This window comes from Blastococcus sp. TF02A-35 (assembly GCF_004571075.1).
Taxonomy (GTDB): domain Bacteria; phylum Actinomycetota; class Actinomycetes; order Mycobacteriales; family Geodermatophilaceae; genus Blastococcus.
In genome coordinates this window covers 1-19,053 of record NZ_SPQP01000031.1, presented here as the reverse complement: position 1 = coordinate 19,053, position 19,053 = coordinate 1, and the positions used below count along the sequence as shown (strand labels likewise).

23 protein-coding genes and 1 pseudogene are annotated in these 19,053 nt (G+C 75.2%); 9 read left to right on the top strand and 15 right to left on the bottom strand.

Annotation, left to right across the window (positions count from 1 at the left end):
• Positions 1-56: 56 nt before the first annotated feature.
• The 6 genes from E4P43_RS14495 to E4P43_RS14470 form a co-directional block, all read right to left on the bottom strand.
• Positions 57-803 carry a histidine phosphatase family protein gene (locus tag E4P43_RS14495; RefSeq protein ID WP_135146170.1) on the bottom strand — a complete coding sequence of 249 codons (747 nt, stop codon included), beginning with the start codon at positions 801-803 and terminating at the stop codon, positions 57-59.
• Positions 800-1,201 carry a ribosome silencing factor gene (gene rsfS / locus E4P43_RS14490; protein WP_135146169.1) on the bottom strand — a complete coding sequence of 134 codons (402 nt, stop codon included), beginning with the start codon at positions 1,199-1,201 and terminating at the stop codon, positions 800-802. The genes E4P43_RS14495 and rsfS overlap by 4 nt, the downstream gene beginning before the upstream one ends.
• Entirely contained in the window at positions 1,198-1,917 is a 720-nt protein-coding gene (gene nadD / locus E4P43_RS14485) for a nicotinate-nucleotide adenylyltransferase (RefSeq protein ID WP_280791006.1), read from the bottom strand. The genes rsfS and nadD overlap by 4 nt, the downstream gene beginning before the upstream one ends.
• Positions 1,918-2,251: 334 nt before the next feature.
• Positions 2,252-3,664 (bottom strand): VWA domain-containing protein, encoded by a 1,413-nt coding sequence (locus E4P43_RS14480; RefSeq protein WP_135146167.1) that lies wholly within the window; start codon positions 3,662-3,664, stop codon positions 2,252-2,254.
• Positions 3,664-4,545, bottom strand: coding sequence for a MoxR family ATPase (locus tag E4P43_RS14475; protein WP_135146166.1), 882 nt, complete (start codon positions 4,543-4,545; stop codon positions 3,664-3,666). The genes E4P43_RS14480 and E4P43_RS14475 overlap by 1 nt, the downstream gene beginning before the upstream one ends.
• A gap of 30 nt (positions 4,546-4,575) precedes the next feature.
• The gene (locus tag E4P43_RS14470) at positions 4,576-5,829 is read right to left on the bottom strand and encodes a glutamate-5-semialdehyde dehydrogenase (RefSeq protein WP_135146165.1); all 1,254 of its coding nucleotides are present in this window, start codon (positions 5,827-5,829) and stop codon (positions 4,576-4,578) included.
• A gap of 87 nt (positions 5,830-5,916) precedes the next feature.
• Here E4P43_RS14470 and E4P43_RS14465 point away from each other — a divergent pair, with 87 nt between their 5' ends.
• From E4P43_RS14465 to E4P43_RS14450, 4 genes are read left to right on the top strand one after another with little or no spacing between them, the layout of a single operon-like run.
• Positions 5,917-6,888 (top strand): metal ABC transporter substrate-binding protein, encoded by a 972-nt coding sequence (locus E4P43_RS14465; RefSeq protein WP_135146164.1) that lies wholly within the window; start codon positions 5,917-5,919, stop codon positions 6,886-6,888.
• The gene (locus E4P43_RS14460; RefSeq protein WP_135146163.1) at positions 6,885-7,706 is read left to right on the top strand and encodes a metal ABC transporter ATP-binding protein; all 822 of its coding nucleotides are present in this window, start codon (positions 6,885-6,887) and stop codon (positions 7,704-7,706) included. Before E4P43_RS14465 ends, E4P43_RS14460 begins: the two co-directional genes overlap by 4 nt.
• A 1-nt stretch (position 7,707) precedes the next feature.
• Entirely contained in the window at positions 7,708-8,724 is a 1,017-nt protein-coding gene (locus tag E4P43_RS14455) for a metal ABC transporter permease (RefSeq protein WP_135146162.1), read from the top strand.
• Positions 8,721-9,140 (top strand): transcriptional repressor, encoded by a 420-nt coding sequence (locus E4P43_RS14450; RefSeq protein WP_135146161.1) that lies wholly within the window; start codon positions 8,721-8,723, stop codon positions 9,138-9,140. The genes E4P43_RS14455 and E4P43_RS14450 overlap by 4 nt, the downstream gene beginning before the upstream one ends.
• Before the next feature lie 2 nt (positions 9,141-9,142).
• Here E4P43_RS14450 and E4P43_RS14445 read toward each other — a convergent pair whose 3' ends face one another.
• The 3 genes from E4P43_RS14445 to E4P43_RS14430 all read right to left on the bottom strand — a co-directional run bounded on the left by E4P43_RS14445 (position 9,143) and on the right by E4P43_RS14430 (position 11,126).
• Positions 9,143-9,526 carry a hypothetical protein gene (locus E4P43_RS14445; RefSeq protein ID WP_167759192.1) on the bottom strand — a complete coding sequence of 128 codons (384 nt, stop codon included), beginning with the start codon at positions 9,524-9,526 and terminating at the stop codon, positions 9,143-9,145.
• Between the two features lie 77 nt (positions 9,527-9,603).
• Entirely contained in the window at positions 9,604-9,855 is a 252-nt protein-coding gene (locus E4P43_RS14435) for a type B 50S ribosomal protein L31 (RefSeq protein ID WP_135146159.1), read from the bottom strand.
• Positions 9,855-11,126, bottom strand: a complete 1,272-nt coding sequence (locus E4P43_RS14430; protein ID WP_135146158.1) for a GTP-binding protein — start codon at positions 11,124-11,126, stop codon at positions 9,855-9,857. Before E4P43_RS14430 ends, E4P43_RS14435 begins: the two co-directional genes overlap by 1 nt.
• Positions 11,127-11,215: 89 nt before the next feature.
• Between E4P43_RS14430 and rpmB the strand changes: the two genes are divergently transcribed.
• From rpmB to rpsR, 4 genes are read left to right on the top strand one after another with little or no spacing between them, the layout of a single operon-like run.
• Complete coding sequence (gene rpmB / locus E4P43_RS14425; RefSeq protein WP_135146157.1) at positions 11,216-11,482, top strand: 50S ribosomal protein L28; 267 nt, start codon at positions 11,216-11,218, stop codon at positions 11,480-11,482.
• Positions 11,482-11,649 carry a 50S ribosomal protein L33 gene (gene rpmG, locus E4P43_RS14420; protein ID WP_135146156.1) on the top strand — a complete coding sequence of 56 codons (168 nt, stop codon included), beginning with the start codon at positions 11,482-11,484 and terminating at the stop codon, positions 11,647-11,649. Before rpmB ends, rpmG begins: the two co-directional genes overlap by 1 nt.
• Before the next feature lies 1 nt (position 11,650).
• On the top strand, positions 11,651-11,953 hold the full coding sequence (rpsN, locus tag E4P43_RS14415; RefSeq protein WP_135146155.1) for a 30S ribosomal protein S14: 303 nt from the start codon (positions 11,651-11,653) through the stop codon (positions 11,951-11,953).
• Positions 11,950-12,168, top strand: coding sequence for a 30S ribosomal protein S18 (gene rpsR, locus E4P43_RS14410; RefSeq protein ID WP_348522231.1), 219 nt, complete (start codon positions 11,950-11,952; stop codon positions 12,166-12,168). Before rpsN ends, rpsR begins: the two co-directional genes overlap by 4 nt.
• Positions 12,169-12,208: 40 nt before the next feature.
• Here the strand turns inward: rpsR and def are convergent, their stop codons facing one another.
• The 6 genes from def to E4P43_RS14380 form a co-directional block, all read right to left on the bottom strand.
• On the bottom strand, positions 12,209-12,691 hold the full coding sequence (def, locus tag E4P43_RS14405; RefSeq protein WP_135146153.1) for a peptide deformylase: 483 nt from the start codon (positions 12,689-12,691) through the stop codon (positions 12,209-12,211).
• Positions 12,692-12,721: 30 nt separating this feature from the next.
• Positions 12,722-13,861: a glutamate 5-kinase gene (gene proB / locus E4P43_RS14400; RefSeq protein WP_135146152.1), complete on the bottom strand. Its 1,140-nt coding sequence runs from the start codon at positions 13,859-13,861 to the stop codon at positions 12,722-12,724.
• Positions 13,858-15,423, bottom strand: coding sequence for a GTPase ObgE (gene obgE / locus E4P43_RS14395; protein ID WP_209313891.1), 1,566 nt, complete (start codon positions 15,421-15,423; stop codon positions 13,858-13,860). The genes proB and obgE overlap by 4 nt, the downstream gene beginning before the upstream one ends.
• Before the next feature lie 76 nt (positions 15,424-15,499).
• The gene (gene rpmA, locus E4P43_RS14390; RefSeq protein WP_113800928.1) at positions 15,500-15,757 is read right to left on the bottom strand and encodes a 50S ribosomal protein L27; all 258 of its coding nucleotides are present in this window, start codon (positions 15,755-15,757) and stop codon (positions 15,500-15,502) included.
• Positions 15,758-15,764: 7 nt separating this feature from the next.
• A complete protein-coding gene (gene rplU / locus E4P43_RS14385) occupies positions 15,765-16,076 on the bottom strand; it encodes a 50S ribosomal protein L21 (protein ID WP_135146150.1) in 312 nt (103 codons plus the stop codon).
• Between the two features lie 209 nt (positions 16,077-16,285).
• Positions 16,286-18,334, bottom strand: a complete 2,049-nt coding sequence (locus E4P43_RS14380; RefSeq protein WP_245159140.1) for a ribonuclease E/G — start codon at positions 18,332-18,334, stop codon at positions 16,286-16,288.
• A 115-nt stretch (positions 18,335-18,449) separates the two neighbouring features.
• Between E4P43_RS14380 and E4P43_RS20600 the strand changes: the two are divergent.
• Positions 18,450-19,053: pseudogene (locus E4P43_RS20600) on the top strand (hypothetical protein); the annotation flags it as partial.

The window sequence follows — 19,053 nt, the reverse complement described above, 5'->3', positions numbered from 1 at the left end:
ACCGGCACCCGCCCGGTCGGCGGCCTCCGGTGCCGCCCAGTGGGAGGAGCCGCCGATCAGCCGACGGCGTCGGCGTCCTGCGCGGGGTCCGGCCCCGGCTGGCGGCCGGTGCCGGGCAGGACCGCGGTCCCCGTGTCCTGGCTCGCGCGGCGGGTGCCCGCACCCTCGGGCAGCGGGCCCGCCGAGTGGTTGTGCCGGAGCAGCCGCCAGCGGCCGCTCTGCCGGGCCAGCTCGCTCCACGCGCAGTTGCCCAGCGGGCCGAACACGCGGCGGTGGTCGGGGCCGAGCCCCAGCAGCCGCTCGATCAGCCGGCCGCTCGTGCCCCCGTGGGTCACCACGACCGCGACCTCGACCGGCGGGAGGTCCTGCAGGGCGGCCAGCACCCGCTGGGCCACCGCCGCCGTCTCCTCGCCGCCGCGGCCGACCACCGGGCGGCCGGCCAGCCAGTCGGCGTACTGGTCGGGGAACCGGTCGGCGATCTCGTCGCGGGTCAGGCCCTCCCAGGCGCCCATCCCGTGCTCGCGGAGGCGCTCGTCCAGCCGCAGCTCCACACCCATGAGCGCGGTGAGCGCCTGCGCCGTCTCGGCTGCACGGACGAGGTCGCTGGAGACCACGACCGCGTCCTGCCCGCCGAGGCCGGCGAGCAGGTGCGGCGCGGCGTGCTGCGCCTGCGCGCGGCCGACGTCGTCCAGGGGCGGGTCCAGCTGGCCCTGGAAGCGACCGGCCGCGTTCCACTCGGTCCGGCCGTGCCGCCAGACGACCAGACGGGCCACCGGCAGCTCGGGCAGGGCCGCAGCGGTCACTGGCCGGCCGTCTCCGGGGTCGCGGTCTCCGCCGGCTGCGCGGCGTCCACGAACGGGATGGCCGGGCAGTCCTTCCAGAGCCGCTCGAGGGCGTAGTAGGCCCGCTCCTCGGCGTGCTGGACGTGCACGACGACGTCGACGAAGTCGAGGAGCACCCAGCGGGCCTCGGCGACGCCCTCGCGGCGCACCGGCTTCACCCCGTGCTCCCGGAGCCGCTCCTCCACCTCGTCGACGATGGCCTGCACCTGCCGCTCGTTGGGAGCCGATGCGAGGACGAACGCATCGGTGATGGCGAGCCGCTCGCTGACGTCGACGATGGTGACGTCGGTGGCCAGCTTGTCCGCAGCCGCCTGGGCGGCGACGAGCGCGGTCTCCCGGGCCTCGGCCGAGGCGGTCATCGGGGTACCTCCTGGAGGTGTGGAGTAGGTGATGGGTCAGCGCCCGCGCCGGTGGAGGTGTTCCCGGACGCGTTCGGCGGTGGGCGGTCGTACGTGGGGCGGTCGTTCGCGAGCCGCCCGTCGGCGCTCGCCTGCGCCGTCCGGCCGACCGGCCGGCGGTACAGGCCGCGCTTCTCGATGTACTGGACGACGCCGTCGGGGACGAGGTACCAGACCGGCATCCCCCGGTCGACCCGCGCGCGGCAGTCGCTGGAGCTGATGGCCAGCGCCGGGATCTCGACCAGGCTCACGCCCCCCTCGGGGAGGTGCGAGCCCGCCAGCGTGTACCCGGGGCGGGTCACGCCGATGAAGTGCGCCAGCTCGAAGCACCGGGCACCGTCGCGCCAGGTCATGATCTGGGCCAGCGCGTCGGCGCCGGTGATGAAGAACAGCTCGTCGTCGGGACGCTGCGCGTGCAGGTCGGTGAGCGTGTCGAAGGTGTACGTCGGGCCGCCTCGGTCGATGTCCACCCGGCTCACCGAGAAGCGCGGGTTGGACGCCGTCGCGATGACGGTCATCAGGTACCGGTCCTCGGCGGGGCTGACCGACCGGTCGCTCTTCTGCCACGGCTCGCCGGTCGGCACGAAGACCACCTCGTCGAGCCCGAACAGCCCGGCGACCTCGCTGGCGGCCACCAGGTGACCGTGGTGGATGGGATCGAACGTCCCACCCATCACACCGACTCGTCGACCCGCCACCGGACGAGGGTATCCGGGGGGCGCCGGGGCCGGCCCCCGAGGACCGGCCCCGACCCCGCCGGCCCGTTCGTCCCGGCCCTCGGACCGGGACGGACGGACCCGCTGCGACCGGCTCCCCCGTGCAGCCGGTCGCGGTCGACCGCGACGTTGCGGTCGGCCGGTGCCGACTTGTCGACACCGCGTTGAAAAACGCGGCAGCCCGTGTTCGGTTACGGATTCGTCTCGGGGCGGCGATGTGGGGCGCGCCACTGCCGGCGACATGTCGACCTGCCGACGCGGCGACAGGCCGACCTGCGGCCGTGTCGACCGGTGCTCAGAGGGTGGTGACGAACTCGGTCAGCTGCGCGGCGTTGCGGCACTCGACCATGTCGATGACCTCGCCGTAGCGGTCGGCCGCCGAGTCACCGCTCCCCCACAGCCGGCGCGGCTCGGGGTTGAGCCAGTGCGCCGAGCGCGCCCGCCGCACGAGGTCGGCGAGCACCGGCACCCCGGGCTGGCGGTAGTTCGTGCGGCCGTCGCCGAGCACGAGCAGCGACGTCTTCGGCCCGACCGCCGACGCCCAGCGGTCGGCGAACACCTCGAAGGCGGTGCCGTAGTCGCTGTGGCCGTCGTAGGCCACGACCTGCGCCTCCCGGCCGATGCGCGCGATGGCGTCGGCCACGTCGACCCCGGGGCGGAAGAACCGGGTCACCTCGTCGGTGGAGTCGACGAAGGCGAAGGCGCGCACGCCGGTGAAGTGCTCGCGCAGCGCCTGGGTGAGCATCAGGGTGAAGTGACTGAACCCGGCCACCGACCCGCTCACGTCACAGAGGACGACGAGCTCGGGCTTGTGCACCTTCCGCGGCCGGTGGTGGGTCACGACGGGGACGCCCCCGGTCCCCAGGGAGGCGCGGACCGTCTTGCGGAAGTCCAGCCGCCCCTCGCGGCCCATCCGGCGCCGGGCCGACAGCCGGACCGCCAGCCGCCGCGCCAGCGGCGTCACGGCGCGGCGCAGCTCGGCGAGGTCCGCGGCCTGGGCGCGCAGGAAGTCCACCTGGTCGGCCAGCGGGCGCACGGCGTTCTTCGCGACCCGGTCCCGGCCCTTCTCCGCGGCCGTCCGCCGGCGCACCTCGGCCTCGACCGCGGACTTGAAGGCGGCCAGCCGGTCACGGACGGTCTGCCGCGCCACCTGCTCGGCCAGCCCGCCCCGCTCGGCGTCCCCGAGCAGCCCGGCGAGCAGCTGCGCCACCAGGGTGTCGGGCGAGAGCGCCCGCATCACGCGGTAGCTGAAGTAGGACTGCCCCGACGGGCTCGGCTGCCCCTGGCCCAGCTGGTCCACGGCGTCGCGGGCGAACCGGCGGAGCTCCTCCGGGTCGCCGTCGGTCAGCAGGCGGAGCAGCTCGGCGCGCATCAGCTCGGTGAAGGCCGCGTCGTCCGGCACGTCGAGCGTCGACTCCCCGCCCTCGCCGGCGCCCTCCTCGTCGCCCGCGGCCACCGGCCGGTCGCCGAGCGGCCACCACAGGTCGAACAGGACGTCGTAGGTCGACCGCTGCGCGGCCCGCTGCAGCAGGACGGCGGCCAGCCCGTGGCGCAGCTGCTCGCGGTCGAGCAGGTCGACCACGGTCAGGATCTCGGCGGCGTCGACCGCCTGGCTGATGCCGACCGGGATCCCGGCCTCGCGGACGGCCCGGACGAACCCGTCCAGGTGGCCCGCCAGCCCGCCGTGCCCGGCGACCGCCGCCGACATCAGTTGAGCCGGAGCTCGGCGGCGGCGCGGGTCTGGTCGCTGGCGTGCTTGAGCACCACGCCGAGGGTCGAGCTCATGGCCGGCTCGTCGAGGGTGTCCAGCCCGAGCTCGAGCAGGGTCTGCGCCCAGTCGAGGGTCTCGGAGATCGACGGCGACTTCTTCAGCTCCAGGCCGCGGAGCGCGCGGACGGTGCGCACGAGCTGGTCGGCCAGCCCCGGCGCGAGGTCGGGCACCCGCGAGAGCACGATCTCCCGCTCGCGCTCGGCCGTCGGATAGTCCAGCGAGAGGTACAGGCAGCGCCGCTTGAGCGCCTCGGAGAGCTCGCGGGTGGCGTTCGAGGTGAGGACGACCGTGGGCCGGCGGGTCGCGGTGACCGTGCCGAGCTCGGGGATGGTCACCTGGAAGTCCGAGAGCACCTCCAGCAGCAGCCCCTCCACCTCGACGTCGGCCTTGTCGGTCTCGTCGATGAGCAGGACCGTCGGCTCGCTGCGCCGGATGGCGGTCAGCAGCGGCCGGGAGAGCAGGAACTCCTCGCCGAAGATGTCGTCGTGGACGGTGTCCCAGTCGGCGCCGCCGGCACCCTGCGCGGCCTGGATGCGCAGCAGCTGCTTCTTGTAGTTCCACTCGTAGAGCGCCCGCGCCTCGTCGAGGCCCTCGTAGCACTGCAGCCGGATCAGCTCCGAGCCGGTCGCGGCCGCCAGCGCCTTGGCCAGCTCGGTCTTGCCGGTGCCTGCCGGCCCCTCGACCAGCAGCGGCTTGCCGAGCCGGTCGGCGAGGAAGACCGTCGTCGCGATCTGCGCGTCGGGCAGGTAGCCGGCCGCGGACAGCCGCTTGCTGACGTCCGCCACCGAGGCGAAGTTCGGGGACTGCTGGCGGGACATCGGCGCTCCTGCTCGGTGGGGGTGCAGGGGTCAGCGGGTGTGGCCGCTGCCCGTCACGACGTAGGTGGTGGAGGTCAGCTCCGGCAGCCCGAGCGGGCCGCGGGCGTGCAGCTTCTGGGTCGAGATCCCGATCTCGGCGCCGAACCCGAACTCGCCGCCGTCGGTGAAGCGGGTGGAGGCGTTCACCATCACCGCGGCCGAGTCGACGCCCGCGGTGAACGCCGCGATGGCGGCGGCGGAGTCGGCGACGATCGCCTCGGTGTGCCCGGTGCTCCACCGCGCGATGTGCTCCAGGGCCTGCGGGAGGTCGTCGACGACGCGCACGGCCATGTCCATCGACAGGTACTCGGTGGCCCAGTCCTCGTCGGTCGCCGGGACGACGGCGTCGTGCGCCGCCCGCGCGGCGTCGTCGCCGTGCAGGTCGACGCCCGAGCCGGACAGGGCCGCGAGGAGGCGGGGCAGGTGCGGGTAGCCGCGGTGGACCAGCAGCGTCTCGGCGCTGTTGCAGACGCTGACCCGGGAGGTCTTGGAGTTGAGCACCACCGACTCGGCGATCTCGGGGTCGGCGGAGGCGTCGACGTAGACGTGGACGTTGCCCTCCCCGGTCTCGATGACGGGCACCCGCGACTCGCGGACGACCCGCTGGATCAGCGAGGCGCCACCCCGCGGGATCACGACGTCGACGAGGCCGCGGGCGTCCAGCAGCTCGCCGACCGACGCCCGGTCGGCCGGCAGCAGCTCGACGAAGCCGGCCGGCAGGCCCGCCTTCTCCCCCGCCTCGGTGAGGACGGCGACCAGCGCGGTGTTGGTGCCGAACGCCGACGCCGAGCCGCGCAGCAGGGCCGCGTTGCCGCTCTTGAGGCAGAGCCCCGCGGCGTCGACGGTCACGTTGGGCCGCGCCTCGTAGACGATGCCCACGACGCCCAGGGGCACGCGGACCTGCGTGAGCTCCAGCCCGTTGGGCAGCCGCGAGCCGCGGACGACGTCGCCCACCGGGTCGGGCAGTGCGACCAGCTGGCGCAGCGCGTCGGCCACCCCGGCGATGCGTGCCGGGTCCAGCCGGAGCCGGTCGAGCACCGAGGCCGGGGTGCCGGCGGCAGCCGCGGCGTCGACGTCGGCGGCGTTCGCGCTCAGGATCTCGTCGGTGCGCTCGACCAGGGCCTCCGCCATCGCGGTGAGGGCGGCGTCCTTGGCGTCGCTCGGCAGGGTGCGCAGCACCCGGGCGGCCGCCTTCGCGCGGAGCGCGGCGGCACCGATCAGCGGCAGCTCAGCAGCGTCGGACACGCCCGCGAGCCTACGCGGGCGGGCGCCCCCGTTCCGCCGGTCAGGGGCGTGGGACCACCCATCGTGGCATATGCGAGAATGATTCTCATGCGCACCGCTCCCCGCCGCTGGACCGCACTGACCGCCGTCGCCGCCGCCGCGGTGCTGACAGCAGGGTGCGGCGGCGGCAGCGGGGACGACGCCGCGACCGACGGCCTCACCGTGGTCGCCGGCTTCTACCCGCTGGAGTGGGCCGCCGAGCGCGTCGGCGGCGACCGGGCCTCCGTGTCGTCCCTGACCCCCGCGGGCGCCGAGGCCCACGACCTGGAGCTCGCCCCGCGCGACGTCGCCGCCATCGGCGAGGCCGACCTCCTCGTCTACCTGGAGGGCTTCCAGCCGGCGCTGGACGAGGCCGCCGGGTCGGAGGCCGGTGACGCCGCGTGGAACGCGGGCGACGCGGCCGACCTGGTCGAGGGAGACCACCACGGCCACGCCGAGGAGAAGCACGCCGAGGAGGAGCACGCCGAGGACGAGCACGGGCACGACCACGGCGACGAGGCCGTCGACCCGCACTTCTGGCTGGACCCCACGCGGCTGGCCGCCGTCGGCGACGCCCTGGCCGAGCGGTTCACCGAGCTCGACCCGGACGGCGCCGCCGCCTACGAGGAGAACGCGGCCGCGCTGCGGGCCGACCTCGAGGAGCTCGACGCCGAGATGGAGGCCGGGCTGGCGACCTGCGCGGTCGACACCCTGGTGACCAGCCACGAGGCCTTCGGCTACCTCGCCGAGCGCTACGGTCTCGAGGTGGTCGGCATCAGCGGCCTGAGCCCGTCGCAGGAGCCGAGCCCCGCCCAGCAGGCGGAGATCGCCGACCTCGTCCGGGACCGCGGCATCACGACCGTCTACAGCGAGACCCTGGTCGACCCCGCCGTCGCCGAGACGGTGGCGGAGGAGGCCGGGGCGCGGGTCGCCGTCCTCGACCCGATCGAGGGGCTGACGGACGAGTCCGCCGGCGAGGACTATCTGCAGGTGATGCGCGCCAACCTCGCCACGCTCCAGGAAGGCCAGTCCTGTTCATGACCGACCGCTCTCCCGCCGACGGCCCCGCCGTCCGGCTGCGGGACGCCAGCATCGGCTACGACGACGTCCCGATCGTCACCCGCGTCGACCTGACCGTGCAGCGGGGTGAGGCGGTCGCGGTCCTCGGGTCCAACGGGTCCGGCAAGACGACCCTCGCCCGCGGGATGCTGGGCCTGGCGACCGTGCTGGGCGGCGAGGTGGAGCTCCTCGGCGCCCCGGTCGGCCGGCTGCGCGAGCGCGGCCGGGTCGGCTACGTGCCCCAGCGGCACACCGTGAGCGGCGCGGTGCCCGCGACCGTCCGCGAGGTGGTCTCTGTGGGCCGCCTCGCCCGGCGGGGCCTGTTCCGCCGGCTCGGCGCCGCCGACCGCGTGGCCGTCGGCGAGGCGGTCGCCGCCGTCGGGCTCGCCGACCGCATGGAGGAGCCGGTGGCCTCGCTCTCCGGCGGGCAGCAGCGGCGGGTCCTGGTCGCACGCGCCCTGGCCGCCCAGCCGGAGCTGTTGGTCATGGACGAGCCGACTGCGGGCGTGGACGCGGCGAGCCAGCAGGCGCTGGCCGAGGTGCTCGCCCGCGTCTCGGCCGCCGGCACGACCCTGCTGGTGGTCACCCACGAGACCGGCCCGCTGAGCGGCGTCCTCACCCGCGCCGTCGTCGTGGACCAGGGGCACATCCGGTACGACGGCCCGCTCACCGGCGCCGAGCCGGCCACCGGCCACGGCGACCACCACTGCGGCCCGGGCGAGGAGCCCGTCCGGGCGGGCTACCGCCTGGACCAGCCCACCGTGTCGACGCGCCCCGTGCGCCTGGGCGGAGGGCGCTGACGTGGAGGTCCTCGAGTACGGCTTCATGCAGCGTGCGCTGCTGGCGTCCCTGCTGGTCGGGCTGGTCGCCCCCGCGGTGGGCATCTTCCTGGTCCAGCGCCGGCTGTCGCTGCTCGGCGACGGGCTGGGGCACATCGCCCTGACCGGCGTGGCGATCGGGGTCCTGACCTCGACCGCGCCGGTGGGGGCGGCCCTGGTCGCCGCCGTCCTCGGTGCGGTCCTGATCGAGCTCGTCCGGGCCCGTGGCCGCACCAGCGGTGACGTCGCGCTCGCGGTGCTCTTCTACGGCGGCATCGCCGGCGGCGTGGTGCTGCTCAGCCTCGCCCCGCGCGGCCAGGCGACCAACCTGGAGTCCTACCTCTTCGGCGCCATCACCACGACCAGCGGCGACGACCTCGTCGTCTTCTCCGTCATCGCCCTGCTCGTGCTCGCCGTCGTCGGCCTGCTGGGCCAGCGGCTCTACGCGGTGAGCGACGACGAGGAGTACGCCCGCGCCGTGGGGCTGCCGGTGCTGGCCCTCAACATCGTGCTGGCCGCCCTCGTCGCGTCGACCGTCGTGCTCTCCATGCGGGTGGTCGGCCTGCTGCTCATCAGCGCGCTGATGATCGTGCCGAGCGCGGTGGCGCAGCTGCTCGCCCGCAGCTTCCGGCAGGCCCTGTTCCTCGCCTGCGGCATCGGGCTGGTCGTCAGCGTCTCGGGCACGACGGCGTCGTACTACACCGGCACCCCGTCGGGCGGCACCATCGTGCTGCTGGCGATCGCCCTCTTCCTCGTGGTCGCCGCCGCGGTGGCGCTGCGCGAGGCCACCGCCCGCCGGCGGCACCGGCGGCGCGGCGAGGTGCACGCAGCCCACCCGCACGAGCACGGCGAGGGCTGCGGCCACCGCCCGGTCCCGCACGGGGACCACGTCGACTACGACCACGACGGGCACCTGCACGCCCCGCACCTGACCGCTGCCGGCGTCCACTACGACGAGCACGGCGTCGAGGTCCCGGCCCCCGGCGCAGGGCAGCGGTGAGCGCCCCCGGGCAGGCGGAGGGTGCGGCCCGGCGGCCCAGCCGGCAGCGTGACGCCGTCCTGGGCCTGCTGGAGGAGCTCGACGGCTTCCGCAGCGCCCAGGACCTGCACACCCTGCTCCGCGAGCGGGGCGACACCGTGGGGCTGGCGACGGTGTACCGCGCCCTGCAGGCCCTGGTCGACGACGGGCTGCTCGACGTGCTGCGCGGGCCGGACGGCGAGGCCGGGTACCGGCGGTGCTCGCCGAGCCACCACCACCACCTCGTCTGCCGCTCCTGCGGGCTGACCGTCGAGGTCGCGGCCCCTCCGGTCGAGCGCTGGACGGCGCGGGTCGCGGCGGAGCACGGCTTCGCCGACGTGCGGCACGACCTCGAGGTGTTCGGCACCTGCCGCGGCTGCGCGGCCCGGCGCGGCTGAGCTCAGCCGCCGGCGGGGCCGATCCGCATCGGCGGCCCGATGGTCGCCTCAGCGGGCACGAGCGTGGCCGGCAGCCCGGCGTCGGGCTCGCCCGAGGGGCCCGGCCCGCCCTCCCGCACCCAGGCGGCGAGCGCTGCGGCCCGCTCGGCGTCCTGGACCCCGGACAGCCACACGGTCGGCCCCGAGCACCCGTCCTCGCCTCGCCGGTGGGCCACCGCCGCCACCGCGGCGAGCCCGCAGGGCCCGAGGCAGCCGGCGGTGACCAGGACCGCCCCCCGCGTGCTGCGCACCGCCTCCCCCACGGCGCCGACCGTCCGCGCGCGGGCGACCGCGCAGGCAGTGCCGAGGCACAGGGCGACCACGGGCCCACCGGCCGGCGGGCTCACCGGAGGAGCCCCCGCTCGTACGCCCGGCACGAACGGGTGCGGGACCGGGAGGTGCGTCGCTTCGGTACGGCCACCGCTCAGCCCTCCGCCCGCGTGCCGTAGCGGCGGTGGAACCGCTCCACGCGACCGGCCGTGTCGAGCACGCGCTGGGTGCCCGACCACAGCGGGTGCGACGAGGCGCTGACGTCGACGACGACGAGCGGGTAGGTCTGACCGTCCAGCTCGACGGTCTGGTCGGCCGGCACCGTGGACCTGGTCCGGTACGTGGCTCCGGTGCCGGCGTCGCGGAAGACGACGGTGCGGTACTCGGGGTGGATGCCTCGGCGCATCAGGAACGGTCCTCTCGGTCGGTGGTGGATGCGGTCCGGTCGTCGGCCGGCGGTGTCCCCTCGCAGGGGTCCTCGTGCCAGGCACCGAAGGGGTCGCCGAGCTCCCGCCACACCTCGGGCCCGGCGGCCAGCTCGTCGTCGGTGAGCAGCGCCGCGTCGAGGGCCTCGATGACCGCCACGCCTGGCTGCCGGTGGGAGAGCACCACCAGCTCGGTGTGCCGGTCCCCGTGCAGCGGGTCCCAGCGGAGCGCGGCCGCGACCCGGCGTTCCGGGGCGACCTGGTCCCAGGCGGGGCCGTCGTCGGGCAGGGTGGCCAGCCAGGGTCCGGCGTCACCGATGCGGAGCCCCTGGCCGGCGGACTCCAGCCAGAGGGCGCGGTCGTGCCGGGTGGCCAGCCAGAGCCGCCCCCGGCTGCACACCACGCCCTCCAGGAGCACGTCCAGGGCCTCGTGGAACCGCTCCGGGTGGAAGGGCCGGGTGGAGCCGAACCGGACGATGCTCACGCCGACGTCCTCCCCGACCGGCGGCATGCCCGGCAGCAGCGGGTCGTCGACGGAGGTCGGCCGGCCACGCCGGGCACCCGGGCCGAGGGCCGCGAGCAGCCGCTCCGGCCCCACGCTCACGTCGCACCGGGGCGTCCCGGAGACGAGGCGGTCGAGGACCGCGTCCAGCCGGGCACGGGTCCACGCGTCGACGTGCCGGCCGGCCACCAGGAGGCCGTCGGCGAAGGCCACCTGGCCGAGGGCGACCTGGGCGAGGCTCCGCTCGTCGTCCGGCATGGCAGCGAGCCCGCGGTCGACGAGGTCGTCCCCCGAGGTCACGTCGTCCAGCCAGGTGCGGCCGTCGACGACGGCCAGGACGCCGGCGACCTCGACGTGGTCCCCGGCGGTGGACGTGGCGCCGCCCTCGTCGTCGAGCAGCAGGTTCCCGATGGCCCAGCAGAGGTGCTCCGGCTCCAGCGCGGGGTCCAGCCGCAGCACGATGCGCTGGACCGACGCGCGTCGGCCCAGCTCGCGGAGCAGCGGCAGCAGGTCGAGGCGGAGCGTGCAGGACAGGCACCCGTGGGCGAGCTCCACGGCGGTGCGGTCCTCGACGACCAGCCCTGCGGAGCGGCGCGCGACGGTCCTGACCACGACGCCCTGACCGAGCTGGCCCACGTCGTGGTGGACGACGACCGTGCCGGGCCGGTCGAGCAGGTCCCTGCTCACCCGGCCGCAGTGCGCGGCGTCCAGGCCGGTGACGACGACCAGAGGGGTGCGGCGGTTCTCCATGCCACCACCCTAACGTGAAGTGGGAATTATTCTCATCTAGGGTCCCTGCACGCCCTGGGACGGACCGGGGCCCGACCCATGGAGGTGCCATGGCCACCTACTGCGAGGTGGCCGGCCGGCGACCGAGCTTCGGCAAGACGGTCAGCCACTCCCACCGGCGGACCACCCGCCGGTTCGACCCCAACCTGCAGCGGAGGCGCTTCTTCCTGCCCAGCGAGGACCGGTGGATCCGGCTGACCGTCTCGGCCAAGGGGATCAGGACGATCGACGCCCAGGGCATCGAGGCCGTGGTCGCCCGGCTGCGCACCACCGACCCCGACGTGCGGCGCCGGCTCGGCCCCGGACGGACCGCCTGATGGCCCGGTCGACCGACATCCGCCCGGTCATCAGGCTCACGTCGACCGCCGGGACCGGATACACGTACGTGACCCGGAAGAACCGGCGCAACGACCCCGACCGGCTCGTGCTCCGCAAGTACGACCCGGTGGTCCGCCGCCACGTCGAGTTCAGGGAGGAGCGCTGAGATGGCCAAGACGTCGAAGGTCGTCCGCGACCGGCAGCGCCGCGAGGTGGTCGCCCGCTACGCCGAGCGCCGTGCCGAGCTCAAGGAGGTCCTGCGCACCGCCGCCACGACCGCGGAGCGCGCCGATGCGCTGCGGTCCCTGCAACGCCTCCCCCGCGACGCGAGCCCTACCCGGCTGCGCAACCGCGACGTCGCCGACGGCCGCCCGCGCGGGCACCTGCGGAAGTTCGGCCTCTCGCGGGTCCGCTTCCGCCAGATGGCGCACGCCGGTGAGCTGCCCGGTATCCGGAGGAGCAGCTGGTGACCGCGCAGCGGCCGCCGGCCCGGCGGAGGGCGCGACTCGACGGGCCGGTGAGCTGGCACGACGTCGCGACCCTCCGGGCGTTCCTGTCCGACCGGGGCAAGATCCGTAGCCGCCGGGTGACCGGCCTCGACCCCCAGCAGCACCGGCAGGTCACGACGGCGATCAAGAACGCCCGGGAGATGGCCCTGCTCCCCTACCCCACGAGGGGGCGCTGACGACCGGCCGCTGGGCCTCCGGAGCGCCGCCCCGGACGGCTCAGCGGTTCCGCAGCGCGCGCAGGGCGGACTTCCGCGCCTCGCCGGTGAGCCGGTCGAGGAAGAGCTTGCCGTCGAGGTGGTCCACCTCGTGCTGCAGGCACCGGGCCAGCAGCCCGCTGCCCTCCACGCGCACCGGCTCGCCGTTCAGGTCCACGCCCTCGACGACCGCGTGCATGGCGCGGACCGTGGGCGCCCAGATGCCGGGGACGGAGAGGCAGCCCTCGTCGCCGTCCTGCGTCTCCTCCGACAGCTCCACGATCCGCGGGTTCACCACGTGCCCGATCACGCCGTCGACGTTGTACGAGAACGCGCGCTTGCCGACGCCGATTTGGTTCGCCGCCAGGCCTGCCCGCCCGGGGTGGTCCACCGTCTCGAGCAGGTCGCGGACCAGCGCGGCCAGCTCTCGGTCGAACGAGCGCACCTCGTCGGTCGGGGTGCGCAGCACGGGGTCACCGACTTCGCGGATGGGGCGGATCGTCACCGGGTCAGTCTCTCAGCCGCCCGTCACGGGTCAGCGCAGACGTCCGACCAGCACCATCTCGTCGCGGTGCACGACCTCGCGCCGGTGCTCCGGAGGCAGGTCCCCGGTCTTGCGGCCCAGCAGCGCCGGCATCTCCCGGGCGTCGTAGGCCACCAGCCCGCGGGCAACCACCACACCGTCGGGGCCGACCAGCTCGACCGGGTCGTCGGCGAGGAACTCCCCCGCGACACCGGTGATGCCCGCGGCCAGCAGCGAGGCGTGCCGCTCCCGCACCGCGGTCACCGCACCGGCGTCCAGGATCAGCCGGCCCCGGGGGCGGCTGGCGTAGCGCAGCCAGAACTGCCGCGCGCTGGGCCGCTTCCCCATCGGGGCGAACAGCGTGCCCACCCGGTCGCCGGCGAGCGCGCCCGCCGCCTGGGGCGTGGAGGTGACGACGACGGGGACCCCGGCGTGCGCGGCGATGAACGCCGCCTCCACCTTGGTCGCCATGCCGCCGGTGCCCACGCCGTTGCGGCTGGCCGAGCCGAGCGTGACCGAGGCCAGGTCGCTGCGGCCGCGGACGGTGTCGACCAGCTCGGCCGGGCCCGTGCGGGGGTCGCCGTCGTAGACGCCGTCGACGTCGGACAGCAGCACCAGCGCCTCCGCCCTCGCGACGTGCGCGACGAGGGCGGCGAGCCGGTCGTTGTCGCCGAACCGGATCTCCTCGGTGGCCACGGTGTCGTTCTCGTTGACCACCGGGAGCACCCCGAGGTCCAGCAGCCGGTCCACGGTCTGGCGGGCGTTGCGGTAGTGGCTGCGGCGGGTGAGGTCGTCGGCGGTGAGCAGCACCTGGCCCACGGTGATCCCGTGCCGGCCGAACGCGTCGGCGTAGGTCTGGACCAGCCGCAGCTGCCCCACGCTGGCCGCCGCCTGGGCCGTGGCCAGGTCGCGCGGGCGGCCGTCGATCCCCAGCGGCGCGAGCCCGGCCGCGATGGCGCCGGAGGAGACCAGCACCACCTGGCGGCCCGACGCCCGGACGGCGGCGAGGACGTCGACCAGCGCGGTGAGCCGGTCGGCGTCCAGCCCGCCGGGCAGCGTGGTCAGCGACGAGGAGCCAACCTTGACCACGACGCGGCCCGCACCGGCGATCTCCGGGCGCGCGGGGACAGCGGTGGGGGCCTGCGCGGTCACCGCTCGCCGTCCACCAGCACGTCGTCGGCCATGTCCCCGTCCGTCTCGTCCTCGACGTCGTCGTCCGCGTGGTCGAGGACGTCGACGCCCTCCAGGTCCTCGTCGGTCCAGCCCTGCTCGCCGGCCTCGAACGGCATCCGGCGGGCCTGCTTGGCCGCCAGCCGCTCGGCGGCGCCGATGCGGCGGTTGTCCTCGAGGCGGTTGTCGGTGCCACGACCACCCAGGCCCGCCGACTCCTCGGCGGTGAGGGTGCCGGCCGGCAGCGTCGGGGACCAGTCGAAGGTGACCCCGCCGATGGTGACGGCGTCGCCCTCGCGGGCCCCGGCCTTGGCCAGCTCCTCCTCGACGCCCAGCCGGTTGAGCCGGTCGGCGAGGAAGCCCACGGCCTCGTCGTTGGTGAAGTCGGTCTGGCGCACCCAGCGCTCCGGCTTGACGCCGCGGACCACGAAGCCCTCCGGGTCCTCGGGGTCGCGCTCGACGGTGAAGCCCGTGTCGTCGACCGCGCGCGGGGTGAGCGTGATGCGCACCGGCTCGGGCGCCGGCAGCGAGGCGCGGTGCTCCTCGACGGCGCGGGCCAGGGCGTAGCCGAAGGCGCTGAGCCCCTCCCCCGTGACGGCGCTGATCGGGTACACCTCGAGGCCACGGGCCTCGAGGGCGCCGCGGACGAGGTCCACCAGCTCCCGGCCGTCGGGCACGTCGATCTTGTTGAGGACGGCGATGCGCAGCCGGCCCACGAGGTCCAGCTCGTCGCCGCCGTACTCGGCCAGCTCGTGCTCGAGCGCGTCGATGTCGGTCTCGGGGTCGCGGCCGGGCTCCATCGTGGCCATGTCGACCACGTGCACCAGGACGGCGCAGCGCTCGACGTGCCGCAGGAACTGCACGCCCAGGCCCTTGCCCGCCGACGCCCCGGGGATGAGGCCGGGGACGTCGGCCATCGTGTAGACCGTGTCGCCCGAGCGGACCACGCCGAGGTTGGGCACCAGCGTGGTGAACGGGTAGTCGGCGATCTTCGGCCGCGCCGCCGACATGGCCGCGACCAGGGAGGACTTGCCGGCGGAGGGGAAGCCGACCAGGCCGACGTCGGCGATGCTCTTCAGCTCGATGACGGCGTCGAACGCCTCGCCCGGCTCGCCGAGCAGCGCGAAGCCGGGGGCCTTGCGACGGGCGTTGGCCAGCGCGGCGTTGCCGAGCCCGCCCTTGCCGCCGTGCGCGAGGACGACGCGGGTGCCCGCGCCCATGAGGTCGGCGATGACCCGGCCGTCGGACGTGCTCACGACGGTGCCCTCGGGGACGCGCAGGACGCGGTCCTCGCCGCGGGCGCCGTGCCGGTTGCTGCCGGCGCCGGGGCGGCCGTTCGCGGCCTTCTGGTGCGGCCGGTGGTGGAAGTCCAGCAGGGTGTGCACGTTGGGGTCGACCTCGAGGACGACGTCGCCGCCGTCCCCGCCGTTGCCCCCGTCGGGCCCACCGAGCGGCTTGTACTTCTCGCGGTGCACCGAGGCCACGCCGTGCCCGCCGTTCCCGGCGGCGACGTGGATGGTGACGCGGTCGACGAAGGCGGCCATCAGTCAGCTACTCGCGAAACGCCACGAGCGCACGGGCACAAGGCCCGTGCGCTCGTGAAGCGGATCGTTCGAGTGCTCAGGCCTCGACCGCGGAGATGGAGACGGTCTTGCGTCCCCGCCGCGTGCCGAAGGTCACGGCGCCGGCAGCGAGCGCGAACAGCGTGTCGTCGCTGCCGCGGCCGACGCCCAGGCCCGGGTGGAAGTGGGTGCCGCGCTGGCGGACGATGATCTCGCCGGCCTTCACGACCTGGCCACCGAAGCGCTTGACGCCGAGGCGCTGAGCGTTCGAGTCGCGGCCGTTGCGGGAGGACGAGGCGCCCTTCTTGTGTGCCATGTCAGCGTCAGCCCTTCGAGATGTCGCGGACCACGACGCTGGTCAGGGGCTGACGGTGCCCCTGCCGCTTGTGGTAGCCGGTCTTGTTCTTGAACTTGTGGATGTGGATCTTCGGGCCCTTGCCGTGCTCGAGGATCTCACCGGTCACGGTCACCTTGGCCAGGGCCGCGGCGTCGCTGGTGACGGTGTCGCCGTCCACCAGCAGGATGGCCGGGAGAGCGACCTTGTCGCCCGCCGCACCGGCCAGGCGGTTGATCGTGAACGTGTCGCCCACGGCCACCTTGTGCTGGCTGCCGCCGGCCTTCACCACTGCGTACACCACTGACTCCTCGTTCGCTTCTACGTCAAGCTCTGTGTCCGGCGCGCACGACCGGAGCAGGTGCCGGGTGCTTGGACGGGCTGCGCACGCCGTCCCGGCGGCACCCGGAGGCGCCTGCGCGGGGGCGCAGCAACCCGACCAGCGTACCCGAGCGGCCCGCGGCCGGTCGACACGCCCTGGTTGTGGTCCTGCTGACCCGGGTCGCCGCCCTACGCGGGCGGGCCTGCGGGTCGGCTGGCTGCCCGGCGGCGACGCGGCCGGGACGCGGCGGCGGGTGCCGCGACGTCCTCGGCAGCGGGCACCACCGGCGTACCGGCGCCTGCCTCGGCACCGGCGTCGGTGCTGTGCGCGACCCCGTCCGGGGTCACGTCCGCCGCCGTCGTGGCGGGGGTGATCGGCACCGCGTCCTGCTCCGGGGCCTCCACCGCCGCGACCTCGCCGGCCGGCAGCACGTCGTCGGCCTCGACCGGGGCCGCTGCCTCGGGCTGGGCCTCGGGCTGGGTCCCGGGCTGGGTCCCGGGCTGGGTCTCCGCCTCGGGCTCCGCGACCGGCTCCACCGGCTGCTCGGCCGGCGGTGCGACGTCCTCCACCGTCTCGGCGGAGCCGTCGGCGGCCGGCTCGGCCGGCGCGCCCTCGTCCCCCCGGGCGCCGGCGAGCACGGCGGCGTCCTCGGCGGCGCGGTCCTCGCCGGACTGGCCGCGGTTGCGCCGGCCCCGGTTGCGACGCCCGCCGCTGCGCGGCGTGCCCTCGGACGGCTCGGCCTCGGTGGTCGGCTCCGGCGCGGCCTCGGCGGTCACCTCGGCGTCGTCCCCGGCCGTGTCCTTGGCCGGGTCCTTGGCGGCGTCCCGGCCCTGGTCCCTGTTCTGGTCCCGGCCCTGGTCCCTGTTCTGGTCCCGGCCCTGGTCCTTGCCGCCGCCGCCGCCGCGGTTGCGGCCGCCACCGGAGTCCTTGGCGCCCCCGCCGGAGTCCTTCCCGCCGCCGTTGCCGCCACCGTTGCCCCGGCGCTTCTCGTCCACCGGGTCGGTGCTGACGATGATCCCGCGCCCGCGGCAGTGCTCGCAGGACTCGGAGAAGACCTCCAGCAGGCCCTGGCCCACGCGCTTGCGGGTCATCTGGACCAGGCCCAGCGAGGTGACCTCGGCGACCTGGTGCTTGGTGCGGTCGCGGCCCAGGCACTCGGTGAGCCGGCGCAGCACGAGGTCGCGGTTGCTCTCCAGCACCATGTCGATGAAGTCGATGACGATGATGCCGCCGATGTCGCGCAGCCGGAGCTGGCGGACGATCTCCTCCGCGGCCTCCATGTTGTTGCGCGTGACGGTCTGCTCCAGGTTGCCGCCGGAGCCGGTGAACTTGCCGGTGTTGACGTCGACGACGGTCATCGCCTCGGTCCGGTCGATCACCAGCGAGCCGCCCGAGGGCAGCCACACCTTGCGGTCCAGCGCCTTGGCCAGCTGCTCGTCGATGCGCAGGTCGCGGAAGGCGTCGCCCTCCCCGGTGTAGCGGGTGAGCCGCTCGGTCAGCTCGGGGCTGACGTGCGCCACGTAGGCCTCGACGGTGTCCCAGGCGTCGTCGCCCTGGACCACGAGCTCCTTGAAGTCCTCGTTGAAGACGTCGCGGATGACGCGGATCGCCAGGTCCGGCTCGCCGTAGAGCAGGGTCGGCGCGTTCGACGTCGACTCCGACTTCTGCTTGATGACCTCCCACTGGGCGGTCAGCCGGTTGACGTCGCGGGTCAGCTCCTCCTCCGAGGCGCCCTCCGCGGCGGTCCGGATGATCACGCCGGCGTCCTCGGGGACGATCCGCTTGAGGATGTCCTTGAGCCGCTGGCGCTCGGTGTCGGGCAGCTTGCGGCTGATCCCCGTCATCGAGCCGCCCGGCACGTAGACCAGGAAGCGGCCGGGCAGGTTGATCTGCTGGGTCAGCCGGGCGCCCTTGTGGCCGATCGGGTCCTTGGTGACCTGCACCAGGATCTTGTCGCCGGACTTGAACGCGGTCTCGATCGAGCGCTGCTTGCCCGAGAGGCCCGCGGCGTCCCAGTTGACCTCGCCGGCGTACAGGACGGCGTTGCGGCCCTTGCCGATGTCGACGAACGCCGCCTCCATGCTGGGCAGCACGTTCTGCACCCGGCCGAGGTAGACGTTGCCGGCGAAGGACGTCGCCGACGCCTGGGTCACGTAGTGCTCGACGAGGATGTCGTCCTCGAGGACGGCGATCTGCGTCCGCTCGCCCCGCTGCCGGATGACCATCTTGCGGTCCACGGCCTCGCGACGGGCCAGGAACTCGGCCTCGGTCAGGATCGGCTGGCGACGGCGCCCGGTGTCCCGGCCGTCGCGGCGGCGCTGGCGCTTGGCCTCGAGCCGGGTGGAGCCGGTGATGCCGCGGACGTCGTCGTCGCTGGTGCTGCGGCCGTTGCGGCCGGCGCGCTCCGGGCGGTCGTCGTCGTCGGTGTCGTCGGAGGCGTCGTCCCCGCCCGAGCTGCCGCTGCGACGGCGACGGCGGCGCCGGCGGCGGGTGCTCGAACCGCTCGCGGACTCGTCGCCCTCGGCGTCGTCGTCGGAGTCACCCGGCTCGTCGGCGGGGTCGGTGTCCTCGTCCTCGTCCTGGTCGGTGTCGACGGGGCGCTCGTCGGTCTCGTCGTCGGAGTCCGCGGTGTCCTCGCCGCTGCGGCCGCGGCCACGGCCGCGACGGCCCCGGCGACGGCGGCGGCTGCCCGACGAGCCGCCCTCCTCGCGGTCCTCGGCGGAGTCGCGGTCCTCGGTGTCGTCGCCCTGCTCGTCCTCGACGTCGGCCGCCTCGGCCTCGGGCTGCTCCTCGGCCGGGCGGCGGCCGCGGGAGCGGCTGCGGCGGGATCACTCCCAGCTGCGGTACGCCGAGATCGACCGCGTGGTGGCCGAGCACGTCGCGCGCAGCACCGGCGAGGACCCCGCCGGCCTGCTGCCGCGGCTGGTGGCCGCCAGCACCCGGGCCGCGGCCACCA

Excerpts from the sequence above, each read along its gene's own strand:
- rsfS (WP_135146169.1), bottom strand. The coding sequence starts at position 1,201 with ATGACCGCCTCGGCCGAGGCCCGGGAGACCGCGCTCGTCGCCGCCCAG.
- E4P43_RS14480 (WP_135146167.1), bottom strand. The coding sequence starts at position 3,664 with ATGTCGGCGGCGGTCGCCGGGCACGGCGGGCTGGCGGGCCACCTGGAC.
- E4P43_RS14475 (WP_135146166.1), bottom strand. The coding sequence starts at position 4,545 with ATGTCCCGCCAGCAGTCCCCGAACTTCGCCTCGGTGGCGGACGTCAGC.
- E4P43_RS14465 (WP_135146164.1), top strand. The coding sequence starts at position 5,917 with ATGCGCACCGCTCCCCGCCGCTGGACCGCACTGACCGCCGTCGCCGCC.
- E4P43_RS14460 (WP_135146163.1), top strand. The coding sequence starts at position 6,885 with ATGACCGACCGCTCTCCCGCCGACGGCCCCGCCGTCCGGCTGCGGGAC.
- E4P43_RS14435 (WP_135146159.1), bottom strand. The coding sequence starts at position 9,855 with ATGCGCCGAGGCATCCACCCCGAGTACCGCACCGTCGTCTTCCGCGAC.
- E4P43_RS14430 (WP_135146158.1), bottom strand. The coding sequence starts at position 11,126 with ATGGAGAACCGCCGCACCCCTCTGGTCGTCGTCACCGGCCTGGACGCC.
- rpmB (WP_135146157.1), top strand. The coding sequence starts at position 11,216 with ATGGCCACCTACTGCGAGGTGGCCGGCCGGCGACCGAGCTTCGGCAAG.
- rpmG (WP_135146156.1), top strand. The coding sequence starts at position 11,482 with ATGGCCCGGTCGACCGACATCCGCCCGGTCATCAGGCTCACGTCGACC.
- rpsN (WP_135146155.1), top strand. The coding sequence starts at position 11,651 with ATGGCCAAGACGTCGAAGGTCGTCCGCGACCGGCAGCGCCGCGAGGTG.
- obgE (WP_209313891.1), bottom strand. The coding sequence starts at position 15,423 with ATGGCCGCCTTCGTCGACCGCGTCACCATCCACGTCGCCGCCGGGAAC.
- rpmA (WP_113800928.1), bottom strand. The coding sequence starts at position 15,757 with ATGGCACACAAGAAGGGCGCCTCGTCCTCCCGCAACGGCCGCGACTCG.